This is a genomic window from Streptomyces sp. NPDC104096 (assembly GCF_055584385.1).
In genome coordinates, this window is the sequence record NZ_JBVJMD010000104.1 from 1 (window position 1) to 14,141 (window position 14,141).

Annotated in this window: 8 protein-coding genes and 1 pseudogene; 8 read left to right on the forward strand and 1 reads right to left on the reverse strand. The window is 69.4% G+C overall.

The annotated features are described in order from the left end of the window. Positions 1-391 precede the first annotated feature (391 nt). Positions 392-1,453 (reverse strand): LacI family DNA-binding transcriptional regulator, encoded by a 1,062-nt coding sequence (locus ACZ60B_RS41385; protein ID WP_469396882.1) that lies wholly within the window; start codon positions 1,451-1,453, stop codon positions 392-394. Between the two features lie 100 nt (positions 1,454-1,553). On the opposite strand from ACZ60B_RS41385, the gene ACZ60B_RS41390 reads away from it, so the two are divergent. The 8 genes and pseudogenes from ACZ60B_RS41390 to ACZ60B_RS41425 all read left to right on the forward strand — a co-directional run. Beyond that, entirely contained in the window at positions 1,554-2,858 is a 1,305-nt protein-coding gene (locus ACZ60B_RS41390; RefSeq protein ID WP_469396868.1) for an ABC transporter substrate-binding protein, read from the forward strand. A 7-nt stretch (positions 2,859-2,865) separates the two neighbouring features. After that, the gene (locus ACZ60B_RS41395; protein ID WP_469396871.1) at positions 2,866-3,822 is read left to right on the forward strand and encodes a carbohydrate ABC transporter permease; all 957 of its coding nucleotides are present in this window, start codon (positions 2,866-2,868) and stop codon (positions 3,820-3,822) included. Then, the gene (locus tag ACZ60B_RS41400; RefSeq protein WP_469396874.1) at positions 3,819-4,637 is read left to right on the forward strand and encodes a carbohydrate ABC transporter permease; all 819 of its coding nucleotides are present in this window, start codon (positions 3,819-3,821) and stop codon (positions 4,635-4,637) included. The genes ACZ60B_RS41395 and ACZ60B_RS41400 overlap by 4 nt, the downstream gene beginning before the upstream one ends. Positions 4,638-4,644: 7 nt before the next feature. Beyond that, positions 4,645-7,014 (forward strand): beta-xylosidase/alpha-l-arabinosidase, encoded by a 2,370-nt coding sequence (locus ACZ60B_RS41405; protein ID WP_469396876.1) that lies wholly within the window; start codon positions 4,645-4,647, stop codon positions 7,012-7,014. Between the two features lie 158 nt (positions 7,015-7,172). After that, positions 7,173-7,350, forward strand: a pseudogene (locus ACZ60B_RS41410) (IS701 family transposase); the annotation flags it as partial. Between the two features lie 146 nt (positions 7,351-7,496). Then, complete coding sequence (locus ACZ60B_RS41415; protein ID WP_469396878.1) at positions 7,497-8,192, forward strand: transposase family protein; 696 nt, start codon at positions 7,497-7,499, stop codon at positions 8,190-8,192. Positions 8,193-8,219: 27 nt separating this feature from the next. Next, a complete protein-coding gene (locus ACZ60B_RS41420) occupies positions 8,220-8,900 on the forward strand; it encodes a hypothetical protein (RefSeq protein WP_469396880.1) in 681 nt (226 codons plus the stop codon). A gap of 511 nt (positions 8,901-9,411) precedes the next feature. Continuing rightward, positions 9,412-14,141: beta-ketoacyl synthase N-terminal-like domain-containing protein (locus tag ACZ60B_RS41425; protein WP_469396884.1), on the forward strand; the 4,730-nt coding region annotated here is incomplete at its 3' end.

The window sequence follows — 14,141 nt, forward strand, 5'->3', positions numbered from 1 at the left end:
GGATGCGGCGCGGTGAAAGCCAAGCTGGCGCTGCATGTCCGGACCTACGCATGCGAGGCCTGCCACCTGGTCATCGACCGGGACGCAGGCGCCGCGCTCAACCTCGCCCCTCTCGCGGCAGCCGTAGTAACTGGTACGGGAGTGGCCGGAGACCAGGACACCGCTCCGGCGGTGTCGAAGCCTCGCGGAGCCGACCGTAAGACCCGCGCCACCCGCCCTCGCCGCAAGGCGGAGGCGGGGCGGGCAGGTGGCGCAACCCTGCCGCCACAGCGGCAGACGGAAACGAGAGACCGTCCTCAAGCCGAACCGTTGACACTCTGGTGATGTGACGGACCATCCGGACCGAAATGCCCGGGATGCTGAGACCTGACTACGGTCTCGGCAACGGTCCTCACGACTTGTCGGGCGGGGCGGTGCTCTGTCGCTCCACCAGATGCGTGGCCAGCTCGATGCGCTGGGTACCCTTACCGGATTCATCCTGGTTGAACAGCATGCGCGACGCCTCCTCGGCCATCTGGCGAAGTGGCTGGTGCACCGTGGTCAGCGGCGGGCTTGACCACTGCGCGAGCGGCACGTCGTCGTAGCCGACCACCGACAGGTCTTGCGGTACGCGCAGTCCTTTGAGCCGGGCGGCCTCGAGCACGCCGAGCGCCTGGAGATCGCTGCCCGCGAAGATCGCCGTCGGCCGGTCCGGTTCGTCCAGCAGGCTCATCGCGTGCTCGAAGCCGTCCTGCACATGGAAGTCGCCGAACCGTATCAGCCGCGGGTCCACGTCCAAGGCCGCCATCGCCAGGGCGGAGCGATAGCCGTCGAGGCGGGCGCGTGAGCACAGCATGTCCTTGGGTCCGGTGATGATCGCGACCCGCTCGTGGTTCAGTGCCGTGAGATGCCGGGTGGCCGCAAGACCGCCGGCCCAGTTCGCCGAGCCCACCGATGGCACATCGGGGTCGGGGTCGCCTGCGGGGTCGACGACCACGAAGGGAATGGCCGCTGACCTGAGCTGCCGTTTGACGTCCTGCGGAAGCGTGGAGAAGACCAGGACGACGCCCAGCGGCCTTCTTTGCAGCACTCCTTCGAGCCATTCCGGCCCAGGCGTATGCCGCGTGCCGCTCACGGTGAGCACCACCGTCGCACGGTTCTCCCTCGCGACCTGCTCCACCCCCTTGATCAGCTCCATCGCCCAGATGCTGTCCAGCTCGTGGAACACGAGTTCAACAAGCCCGGGCCGCGGTGCCATCCGGGGGCGGCGGCGGTAGCCGTGGACCTCCAGCAACCGCTCGACCTTGGCCCGGGTCGCACGGGACACGTCGGCACGGCCGTTGAGGACCTTCGAAACTGTCGGAAGTGATACGCCCGCAAGTTTCGCCACCTCAGCCAGGGTCACCCGGCCGCTCGTCTCCTCGTAATTGCCCATGTGTGCAGGGTATAGGCACCGTCGCCGGTAACGGTTCAGACGCGTGCATGCATGACTGTTGACCGAGTCTCGGGCCTGACCTAATGTCCCCACCGCAGAGACTTTCGGTAATGAGGCCGAAACTTTCGAAAGGCGAACGATGAAGACACGCGCACGCTTGCCCAGACTGGTCGCCTGCGGTGCGACGCTTGCCCTGGCGTTGCCCCTGTCCGCCTGCGGCACCGGCAACGGCCAGGCGTCGTCGGACGACGGCAAGATCCATGTTCTGGTCTACGGGGACGCCAGCAACAAGGTTGAAAAGCAGATAGTCAGCACGTTCAACAAGACGTCCGATGTCAAGGCCGTCCTGGACACCATCCCCGGTGCCGACTACCAGCAGAAGCTCCAGACGATCATCAACACCCCGCAGGCGCCGGACATCTTCTTCAACTGGGGCGGCGGCAGCATCCAGCCGTTCGTCAAGGCCGACCTGCTGCTGCCGCTGGACGACTTCATCAAGAAGAACCCGGATCTGGACAACAAGTTCCTCCCCTCGGTCTTCAACAGCGCAGTGGTCGACGGCAAGCCCTACGGCGTGCCGATGCGTGGCACCCAGCCGGTCCTGCTGTTCCACAACAAGAAGGTCCTCGACCAGGCGGGAATCAAGCCGCCCCAGACCTGGGACGAACTGCTCGCCGCGGTCAAGAAGCTCAAGGCCGAAGGTGTCACGCCCATCGCCCTGGGCGGCGGTGACAGATGGCCGACCCTCATGTGGTTCGAGTACCTCTACGACCGCGTCGCCGGACCGGGCCTGTTCGAGAAGGCCATCAAGGGCGACAAGTCGGTGTGGGAGAGCGCCGACAGCAAGAAGGCACTGGGCATGCTCAGGGACCTCGTGGACGCAGGCGCCTTCGGGAAGAACTACGACTCGGTGAAGTACACCAACGGGGCCTCACCGGCACTGCTGGCCTCCGGCAAGGCCGGCTTCGAGCTCATGGGCTCGTGGTACTACGCCCAGCAGCAGACGGACGCCAAGGACTTCGCGGAGAAGGACCTCGGCTACACCACCTTCCCGGCCATTTCCGGCGGCAAGGGCGACGCTGCGAACGTCGTCGGGAACACCAACAACTTCTACTCGGTGCTGAAGAAGACCAAGCACCCCGAAGCCGTCGCCGAGTTCCTGAAGCTCATGTACTCGGATGAGTTCGTGAAGGCGCAGCTGGCCATCGGCAACCTGCCGACGACCACGAACACCTCGTCCTTCCTGGACTCCTCGGCCAATCCCGACTACTCGCGCTTCCAGTACGACCTGGTCGCAAAGGCCCCCGCGTTCCAGCTGTCCTGGGACCAGGCGTACCCGCCGTCGGCCGGCACCCCGATCCAGCAGGCCGTGCAGCAGTTCTTCAACGGTCAGATGGACGCGGACGGCTTCATCAAGGCCATGCAAGCCCTTCCGAACGAATGAACGGCTCATGACGACACAGATCACGAGCACCCAGCCCGCCGCCAGGTCCCGTAAGGAGGCCCGGCGGCGGCCGGCCGGCTCGTCCGCAGCAAACGTGGGAAGACCCGGCTTCACCTGGGCCCTGCCCGCCACCTTGTTCTTCGCTGTCTTCGCAATCGTTCCCCTGGTCATGGTTGCGGTGCTGTCCTTCATGAGCTGGAACGGGCTCGGATCGCCTCGATTCGTCGGCACGGACAACTGGTCGCGGCTTCTGGACGACCCTGTGATGCTCAAGAGCATCTGGGTGACCCTGCTCCTGACGGCACTCGGCATCCTCATACAGACGCCGCTCAGCATCGTCCTGGGGGTCTGGGCCGCCGGCTACCAGCGCAATCGGGCCGTGCTGTCCGCCATCTACTTCGTCCCGCTGCTGCTGTCGGCCACCGCCGTTTCCGTCCTGTGGCGAGCGCTGCTCGACCCCAACTTCGGCATCCCCGCCGATGCCGCCTGGCTCTTCGGGGACGGCAACCTGTTCGGCGAGCAGACCACGGCCATCGGGGTGCTGGCGTTCGTGAGCACCTGGCAGTTCACTCCCTTCCACACCCTGATCTACCAAGGTGCTGCCCGAGCCGTCCCACAGGTGCTCTACCAGGCCGCAGAGATCGACGGAGCAGGCCGCTACCGGCAGTTCTTCCACATCACGCTGCCGCAACTGCGCAACGCGATGATCACCTCGATGATCCTGATGACGGTCGGCGGTCTGACCACGTTCGAGACGGTCCTCATCCTCACGCAGGGAGGCCCCGGCACCGACACCACCATCAGCGCCTACTACATGTACGAAAAGGCCTTCAAGAGCTTCGATTTCGGTACCGGGTCCGCCATCGCCCTCACCCTGGTCGTCGCGTCGACCGTCATCTCGCTCATCGTCGTCCGCGTATCGGGCTACGACAAGATGCGCAGCTCCATGGAGGGTGTGTCATGAGGCGCCGTCCCAACTACCTGGCCGGCGTCGGCTCCGTCGTCTGGCTGTTCCTGGTCGGCCTGCCCCTGTACGTGATGCTCGCGGCGACCCTGCGCACCCGCGGCGACTACGCGCAGAACGGCCCGGTGTCGGTGCCTGACACCTTCACCTTCGACAACTACCTCAACGCCTTCGACTCAGGCTTCGGCCGATACTTCGTCAACACCATTGTCGTCACGGCAGCCGTGGTGGGTCTGGTGCTGGTACTGGTGCCGCCGCTCTCGTACGCCATCGTCCGCAGCCGCAGCAAAGTGACCTCTCTGGTCTTCCGCCTGTTCCTGCTGGGCCTTGCCATTCCGGCCCAGGCCGTCATCGTCCCGATGTTCTACCTCATCAGCCAAGCAGGGCTGTACGACAACCTGCTCGGCGTCATCCTGCCGACAGCCGCGTTCTGCCTGCCGATGTCGGCGCTGATCCTCAGTGGCGCCATGCGGGACATCTCGCCCGAACTGTTCGAGGCCATGGCCGTGGACGGTGCGACTCCGCGGCGCATGTTCTTCCAGCTGGTCGTACCGCTGTCCCGTGGGGGCCTGTCCACGATCACCGTGTTCTCCGCGCTCCAGGCATGGAACGGCTTCCTCTTCCCGCTCGTGCTGACCCAGTCCGACTCCACCAAGGTGATCACGCTGGGTCTGTACAACTTCCAGACCGAACACGGCATCGACATCCCCGGCCTCCTCGGAGCCGTGATGCTGTCCATGCTGCCCGTCCTGCTCATCTACCTGTTCGCCCGTCGCGCCCTGGTCCAGGGCCTGATGGGCGTCGGAGGAAAGTGACCGCCCCGTGGCCGTAGAGACCTCCCCCCAAACCCCGCCCTGGAACGATGCGGCCCGCCCCCTCGCCGCCAGAGTCGCGTCCCTGATAGACGCGATGACCCTGGAGGAGAAGACGGCCCAGCTCTATGGCGTGTGGGTCGGCGCCTCCGCCCATGGCGGCGAAGTGGCTCCCCACCAGCACGACATGGAGGACCCTGTCGACCTCGACGCGCTGATGCCCACCGGACTGGGACAGCTGACCCGGCCCTTCGGCACCGTGCCCGTCGACCCCGCGCTCGGGGCCCTTTCCCTTCAGCGCACCCAGGCCCGCATCGTCTCGGCAAACCGCTTCGGCATCCCCGCTCTCGCACACGAGGAATGCCTGGCCGGCTTCGCCGCCTGGGGAGCCACCGCTTACCCCGTCCCGCTTTCCTGGGGTGCCACATTCGACCCTGAGATCGTGCGGCGCATGGCCGCGACCATCGGCCGTGACATGCGCTCGGTCGGCATCCATCAGGGACTCGCACCAGTCCTCGACGTGGTGCGCGACGCCCGCTGGGGCCGCGTGGAGGAGACGATCGGCGAGGACCCGTACCTCGTGGCCACCATCGGCACAGCGTACGTGCAAGGCCTGGAGGCGGCAGGAATCGTCGCCACCCTCAAGCATTTCGTCGGCTACTCCGCCTCCCGCGCAGGACGCAACCTCGCTCCCTCGGCGATCGGACCCCGGGAACGGGCCGACATCCTGCTGCCCCCCTTCGAAATGGCCGTACGCGAGGGCGGCGCCCGCTCCGTCATGCACGCCTACAACGACAACGACGGCGTACCCGCCGCCGCTGACAGGCGGCTGCTGACCGAGCTGCTCCGAGACACCTGGGGCTTCGACGGCACCGTCGTAGCGGACTACTTCGGCATCGCGTTCCTCAAAACCCTGCACGGTGTCGCGGCAGACTGGGCCGGCGCCGCAAGCACGGCCCTCACAGCGGGCGTCGACGTCGAACTGCCCACCGTCAAGACCTTCGGCGAACCACTCGTCGAGGCTGTCAAGGACGGCCGCATCCCAGAGTCGCTCATCGACGGCGCCCTGAGCCGGGTCCTCCACCAAAAGGCCCAGCTCGGCATGCTCGACCCCGACTGGAGTCCAGTGCCCGCCGCACTGAGCGGCACCCACCTCGACGACCCCGAGGCACTGCGCGGCAAGGTCGACCTGGATCCTGCCTCGAACCGCGAACTGGCCCGCGAAATAGCCGAGAAGGCGGTGGTCCTCCTCAGCAACGACGGCGTGCTGCCGCTGGCAGCGCCACGCCGCATCGCCCTGGTCGGCCCCAACGCGGCAGAGGCCACAGCCGTCCTCGGCTGCTACTCCTTCCCCATGCACGTCGGCGTCCAGCACCCGGACATCCCCCTCGGCATCGACCTGCCCACCCTCCACGCCACCCTTACGGCCGAGTTCCCCGACACGGACATCACCCTCACCCGTGGCACCGGCATCGACGACGGCGACCTCTCCGGGATCGACGGGGCAGTAAATGCTGCCCGGAACGCAGACATCGTCATCGCGGTCCTCGGCGACCGCGCCGGCCTGTTCGGCCGTGGCACCAGCGGCGAAGGATGCGACGCGGAGTCACTCACCCTCCCCGGAGCCCAGCAGCACCTCCTCGACGCACTCCTCGACTCCGGCCGCCCGGTCGTCACCGTGCTGCTCGCAGGCCGGCCATACGCCCTCGGCCGTGCAGTGGACGAGTCCGCAGCGATTGTGCAGTCCTTCTTCCCGGGAGCCGAAGGCACCCGCGCGATCGCCGGCATACTCAGCGGCCGCACCAATCCCTCGGGACGTCTGCCCGTCAGCGTGCCCCGGAGCCCCGGCGCCCAGCCGACCACCTACCTCGGCGCCCGCCTGGCCCAGGCCAGCGATGTCTCCAATATCGATCCGACCCCCGCGTTCGGCTTCGGCCACGGCCTCAGCTATACGACATTCGCCTGGAGCGATCTCACGGTTCAGACACAGCAGGCCTCGACAGAAGACGAGTTCACCCTCGCCTTCACCATCCGCAACACAGGCGAACGGCCCGGCACCGAAGTCGTCCAGCTCTACCTCCACGACCCGGTCGCCTCCGTCGTCCAGCCGGTACAGCGCCTCATCGGCTACAGCCGAGTCCCCCTCGCGCCGGGCGAAACCCGTCGCCTTCACATCACCGTTCCCGCCGACCTCGCTTCCTTCACCGGCCATGACGGCTACCGCATCGTCGAACCAGGCGACCTGGAGCTCCGCCTGGCGTCATCGAGTACAGCCCCTCGCCTGACGGCGACCGTCACCCTGACCGGCCCAAGCCGCATCGTGGATGAGACACGCCGATTCCACGCCACCTTCGTCCAGAGACCCACCCACGAAGAATGACCTGGACTTGAACCAGATTCCCAAGACACCGTGGTTCCCACGGCGCAGGCGGCCCGGATGGGTGAACAGGTTTTGAAGTTCCGCTTCTATCCTGCCAATAGGGCTCCGTTAGATCTTCCTGTCGGTGCTGACCAAGAGCATGCGGGGACGCGCACGAAGTGAATCGTGTCCGGGTGACGTTTGGTGTCATTCGTCGCCGATGTGTTCGTGTCGGTGCGGCGGAAGGAACAGCGGGCCTGGGGCTACTGCGGTCTGCGGGCACTGATGCAGGACGGCCGCCGCAAGTTGGTCCAGGCAATGGCCTTGCGGCTGCCGGACGGCAACGAGCAGAACCTGTGACAGTTCATGAACCAGCTGGCCTGAGATCCGGTGGACGGGAGGACACCGGCCGGGGTGGCTCCCCAGCGCTGGGGAGCCACCCCGCGTGCCGCCCTCGCCGGAAAGTCGAGCGGATCTTCGCCGAGTACATCCAGCGCGACCGGGTGCAGTTCGTGGACGGCGGCCCCGCCGAGGGCGCCTGCCTCATCACCCACGACGGTGTGGACTCCATCATCCGGGATGTCCGGCTGCTGGAGCACCAGCGAGCCGTGTTCGGGCCGGTGGCGTCGTTCCCCACCGTGTGGCGGGCGCTGCGCGAGGCGGATGCCCTCGCGCTGCGGCGCATCGAGCGGGCCCGCGCGGTAGTGCGGCGCCACGTGCACACGCTGCTGCGGGGCCGACCCAAGGGTTTTCCCGAGGCGGAGGTCGACGGGGTGTCGCTCAAGGGATGGACGGTGATCGACAGCGACAGCGACAGCACGCTGATCAGCGCTCCGTCGGAGAAGGAAGGCGCGCGGGGGACCTGCAAGGGCACCTTCGGGCACCACGTGTTCGTCGCGACCCTGGACACCACTGGTGAACAGCTCGCGGTGGTGCTGCACGAGGGCGATGTGAGTGCGAACGACGCGGCCGTGAACATCGACGTCCTCACTCGGGCGGTCGCCCAACTTCCGTGGTGGCAGCGGCAGAAGATCCTGTTCCGGGTGGACGGAGCGGGGTTCTCCCACGGCCTGCTGCAGTGGATCGCGAGCGCGGGCGGCCGGGCCAGCCCGATCTTCCGCTGGGAGTACTCCATCGGCTGGGCGCTCACCGAGCGCGAGCAGGCCGCCATCGAGGCCGTCGACCGCCAGAAGCTGTGACGGCCGGCCACCGGCGCGGACGGTCAGGTGCGCGAGGACGCCTTCGTCGCCGACATCACCGGCCTGCTCGGCGACCTGGCCGGCTGGCCGAAGGGCCACCGGGTCATCGCCCGCAAGGAACCCCTGCACCCCCGCTACCTGAAGGACGCCTCCGCCTACGAAACCGCCGAGCAGGCCCGCTACCAGACCTTCGCCACCAACAGTCGCCGGGGCCAGATCGCCTTCCTCGACGCCCGGCACCGCAAGCACGCCCGCGTCGAACCGAAGATCCGCGATCAGAAGGCCTCCGGGATGGGACTGCTGCCCTCCCGCGAACTTGCCGTCAACACCGCCTGGCTGACCGCCACCACGATCGCCGCCGACCTGCGAGCCTGGCTCCAGCTCCTCGCCCTGGAAGGCGAGATGGCCAAGGCCCCCCCAAGACCCTGCGTTACCGCATCCCCCACGTCCCCGCCCGGCTGGTGCGTGGCCAGCGCAAACGCCGCCTCGAGATCCCGACCACCTGGCCCTGGGCAGCGGCGATCGTGCGGGCCTTCGCCCGCATCCTCGCCCTGCCCCGGCCCGCCTGACCGACACGGACCGCCCCCGCGAGCGCCGGGAGGAGGACACCGCGCACCCCGGGCCAGTGGAACCCGGCGTCATTCGGCACGACAGCCGACGCGCGACCCCGACCGGCACCGCCCGCAGACAGGGATCAACGCGACATAACGGGCACGAGATCAACTTCTGGCACCCGTGAAACAGCGAGGCCGGCCTGACCAGGTGGCCGACGTGCCCTTCGGGGGTACCGCGGCGGGGTCGTCGAGCATTCCTCGCGCGCGTGCGTGAAGGGGGCGCGCGGTTCGAAAGGGAAACCGGTGGGGCGTGCCGCAGAAAAGGACTGCGCTGAGTGGTTCCGGGCTGCTTGCAGATGCGTCATGAAATACCCGAGGTCTCACCGTCGGAGGAGAATCGGGGGAGGCTGCACAAGCCGCAATTCTCCCACGACTGTCCCTAGGGTTCTCCTTAGAGATCCCCGGCTGTCAATGCTCGTGCACGTCGACCATTGGGGATTTCCCTAAGACTGATCCGCTGCAGCGGCGGAGCGCGGCTGCGAGGCCGAAACTAGGGCCACATCGCAACTTGTTGCCGCCCGGTCGAGCGGTCGAGCCGATCGCCTGTTCCGTGGTCGGCACGGTGCGGTGCCTTTTCATTCTCTGTGTGGGTGGGGGAGCGCAATATGGTCGAGTCCGAGCTCAACGGAACGGGGAACCGAGTCGGTTCGGCTTCGGCGGATTCGGCCGACGGCATAGCTGTGATCGGCCTGGCGTGCCGACTGCCGGGGGCCGCCGACCCAGCCGCCTTCTGGCGGCTGCTCAGCGAGGGCGCGGACGCGATCACCGACGTCCCCCCGGACCGTTGGGACGGGGCCGCGGTGGGTGACGCCGACCCGTCCGCACCCGGCAGGACCGACATCCGACGGGGCGGATTCCTCGACCGCATCGGCTACTTCGACGCCGGGTTCTTCGGAGTCTCCCCCAAAGAGGCCGCCGCCATGGACCCGCAGCAGCGGCTCGTGCTGGAGCTGGCCTGGGAAGCGCTGGAGGACGCGCACGTGCGTGCCGGGACGCTGCGCTCCACCCGGACCGGGGTGTTCGTCGGCGCCATCTGGGACGACTACGCGACCTTGCACCACCGCTCCGGGCTCACCGCCATCTCCCCGCACACCGTCACCGGCCTGCACCGCAGCATCATCGCCAACCGCGTCTCGTACTTCCTCGGGCTCAACGGGCCCAGCCTGACCGTGGACTCCGGCCAGTCCTCCTCCCTGGTCTCGGTCTACCTTGCCTGCGAGAGCCTGCGCAAGGGCGAATCGACGATCGCCCTCGCGGGCGGCGTGAACCTCAACATCGTCCCCGAGAGCACCCTGGGCGCAGCCAAGTTCGGCGGCCTGTCACCCGACGGCCGCTGCTTCACCTTCGACGCCCGTGCGAACGGCTACGTCCGTGGTGAGGGCGGCGGCATCGTCGTGCTCAAACCTCTCGCCCGGGCCGTTGCGGACGGCGACCCCGTCTACTGCGTGATCCGCGGCAGCGCGGTCAACAACGACGGTGGCGGCGACGGGCTGACCGTGCCGCTGCAGGCGGGGCAGGAACAGGTGCTGCGTCTCGCCTACGAGCGGGCCGGGATCGACCCCGCCCACGTCGGCTACGTGGAGTTGCACGGCACCGGAACCAAGGTCGGCGACCCCGTCGAGGCGGCCGCGCTCGGCGCAGTGCTCGGCGCGGGACGCGAGCCCGGCCGCCCGCTGCGGGTCGGCTCGGCCAAGACCAACGTCGGCCACCTGGAGGGCGCCGCCGGCATCACCGGCCTGCTGAAGGCCGCCCTGTCGCTCACCCACCGCGAACTGCCCGCCAGCCTCAACTTCGAGACGCCGAACCCGGCGATTCCCCTGAACCGGTTGAACTTGCGGGTGCAGACCGAGCACACGTCGTGGGATGACCAGGAGGACCGCCCGCTGCTCGCCGGCGTCAGCTCGTTCGGCATGGGCGGCACCAACTGCCACATCGTGCTGGCGGAACACCGGGCGACCGCGGGGACTGCGGCGACCGCGACGACCGTGGGGACTGCGGGGACTGCGGCGACCGCGGAGGGCGCGGCTGCGGAGGCGGGTACGAGCGCGGTGCCGACTGCTTGGCCGCTGTCCGCCAAGACCGCAGCCGGGGTGCGCGCCCAGGCCGCCGCCCTGCTCGCACACGCCGAGGCGCACCCCGGTCTCGCCCTGTCCGACGTCGGCTGGTCGCTGGCCAACGGCCGCACCGCTTTCGAACACCGGGCCGTCGTCGTGGGCGAGGACCGCGACGACGTCCTGCGCGCCCTGCGCGAGCTGTCCACCGGCGGCATCGACGCCGCACTGACCACGGGCCACACCGGCCCACGCGGCGAGCTCGCCTTCCTCTTCTCGGGCCAGGGCAGCCAGCGAGCCGGCATGGGCCGCGAACTGGCCGCTGCCTTCCCGGTGTTCGCCACCGCCCTGGACGAGGTGTGCGCACACCTCGACCCCTTGCTGCCGCGGCCGCTGCGCGAGGTCATGTTCGCCCTCGAAGGCACGGCGGAAGCGGCCGAACTCGACCGGACCCTCTACACGCAGACCTCGCTGTTCGCGTTCGAGGTCGCTTTGTTCCGGCTGCTGGAGAGCTGGGGCATCACCCCCGGCGTGCTGATGGGCCACTCCATCGGCGAACTCGCCGCCGCGCACGTGGCCGGCGTCCTCTCGCTCGCGGACGCCTGCGCCCTCGTGGCCGCGCGCGGCCGCCTGATGCAGGCGCTGCCCGCCGGCGGCGCCATGATCGCCGTCGAGGCAGCGGAGGACGAGGTCCGCGCCCGCATCGGCGGCCGTACGGACCGGGTGAGCATCGCCGCTCTGAACGGCCCGGACTCCGTCGTCGTCTCCGGCGACGAGGACCTCGCCGCCGAGATCGCCGACGCCTTCGCCGCCCTGGGCCGCAGGACCAGCCGGCTGCGGGTCAGCCACGCCTTCCACTCCCCGCACATGGAGCCCATGCTGGCGGAGTTCCGCGACGTGGCCGAGGGGCTGACCTTCCACGCCCCGCGCATCCCGATCGTCTCCAACGTGACGGGCCGGCTGTCCGAGGAGCCCTCGGGGTACGAAGGCTGCACGGCCGCGTACTGGGTCCGCCACGTGCGCGACGCGGTCCGCTTCGCCGACGGCGTCGCCCGCCTCGACGAGCAGGGCGTCCGCACGTACCTGGAGCTCGGTCCCGGCGGCGTGCTCACCTCCATGGCCCGCGCCGGCGCCGACAGCGAGTCCCTGCTCGTCCCCGCCCTGCGCGCCCGTCGCCCCGAGGCGCAGGCCCTGCTGGCGGCGATCGCCGCGCTGCACGTCCGCGGCATGGAGCCGGACTGGAACGCCCTGTTCGGCGGCGGGCGAGGCGCACGCCGCAAGGTCGCGCTCCCCACCTACGCGTTCGAACGGCAGCGGTACTGGCTGGACGGCGACCCCACGTCGTCCGTCGCCACCACCGGCCGGCCTCCTGCGGCTCCGCAGCAGCCGGACGCCGCCGTCATCGCCGAGACCGACAGCGCGCCTGTGGGAGGCCTGGGCCGGCGGCTGGCCGGATTGCCCGAGTCAGAACGCGACGAAGCCGTACTCGACCTGGTCCGCGCGCACATCGCCGCCGTCCTGGGCCACGCCGAAGCCCGCCAGGTCGAGGCCGAGTGGACGTTCAAGGACCTGGGCTTCGACTCGCTCAGCTCGGTGGAACTGCGTAACCAACTCGGCGAGGCCACCGGCCTGCGTCTGCCCAGCGGGCTGCTGTTCGACCACCCGACCCCTGCCGCGCTCGCCCGCCACCTCGCCGCCCGGTCCCTGGGCGGCGAGGTGGGGGCGGCTCCCGCGTCCGCGACGTTCGCCGACCCCGACGAGCCCATCGCCATCGTGGCCATGAGCTGCCGCCTGCCCGGCGGGGTGAGCTCCCCCGAGGACCTGTGGCGGCTGGTCGCCTCAGGCGGCGACGCCATCTCCGGCTTCCCGGCGGACCGCGGCTGGGACGTCGAGGCGCTCTACGACCCGGAGCCCGGCACGCTCGGCAAGTCCTCGACGCGGCACGGCGGCTTCCTGCACGACGCGGCCGGGTTCGACGCCGGATTCTTCGGCATCAGCCCCCGCGAGGCAGCCGCGATCGACCCACAGCAGCGGCTGGTTCTGGAGACCGCGTGGGAGGCCTTCGAACGGGCCGGCCTCGACCCGGCCACACTGCGCGGGAGCCGGACGGGCGTATTCATCGGTGCGACGGCACAGGACTACGGCCCCCGGCTGCACGAGCCGGTCGGCGGCATCGAGGGCTACCTGCTCACCGGCACGACGACCAGCGTCGCCTCGGGTCGCGTGGCCTACTCGTTCGGCCTCGAAGGCCCGGCGATCACCGTGGACACGGCCTGCTCGTCCTCGCTGGTGGCGCTGCACCTGGCCGTTCAGTCACTGCGGAACGGCGAGTGCACGATGGCCCTGGCCGGCGGCGTCACCGTGATGTCCACGCCCGGCATGTTCGTGGAGTTCAGCCGTCAGCGGGGGCTGTCGGCCGACGGCCGGTGCAAGGCGTTCGCGGCCGCTGCGGACGGTACGGGCTGGGCCGAGGGCGCGGGCATGCTCCTGGTGGAGCGACTGTCCGACGCCCGTCGCAACGGCCACCGGGTGCTGGCCGTCGTACGGGGCAGCGCGGTCAACCAGGACGGCGCGTCGAACGGACTCACGGCACCCAGTGGCCCCTCCCAGCAGCGCGTCATCGGCCAGGCCCTGGCGGCTGCCGGACTCGCCCCCGCGGACGTCGACGCGGTGGAGGCGCACGGTACGGGCACGCGGCTCGGCGACCCGATCGAGGCGGAGGCCCTCATCGCCGCCTACGGCCAGGGACGGGACGGCGACCGGCCGTTGTGGCTGGGCTCGTTGAAGTCGAACATCGGCCACACGCAGGCCGCGGCGGGCGTGGCCGCTGTGATCAAGATGGTGATGGCGATGCGGCACGGTGTGCTGCCGCAGACGCTGCATGTGGACGAGCCGACGCCGCACGTGGACTGGTCGGCGAGCGGCGTACGACTGCTGACCGAGGCGGTTCGATGGTCCGCAGGGGACCTGCCGCGCCGGGCAGCGGTGTCCTCCTTCGGGATCAGCGGCACCAACGCGCACGTCATCGTCGAGCAGGCCGTGACGAGCGAAGAGCCCGCCTGCGGAGCGCCCGTCGCGGGCCCGGTCCCGTGGGTGCTGTCGGCGAAGAGCGATGCGGCGTTGCGGGAGCAGGCGGGCCGCCTGCTGTCCTTCCTGGACGCCGAGGACGCCGAGGACGCCGAGGGCGTCGGGGTTCGGCCGGGGGACGTGGGGTTCTCGCTGGCGACGTCGCGTGCGGTGCTGGAGCGTCGTGCGGTGGTTGTGGGGGAGGGGCTCGGAGAGTT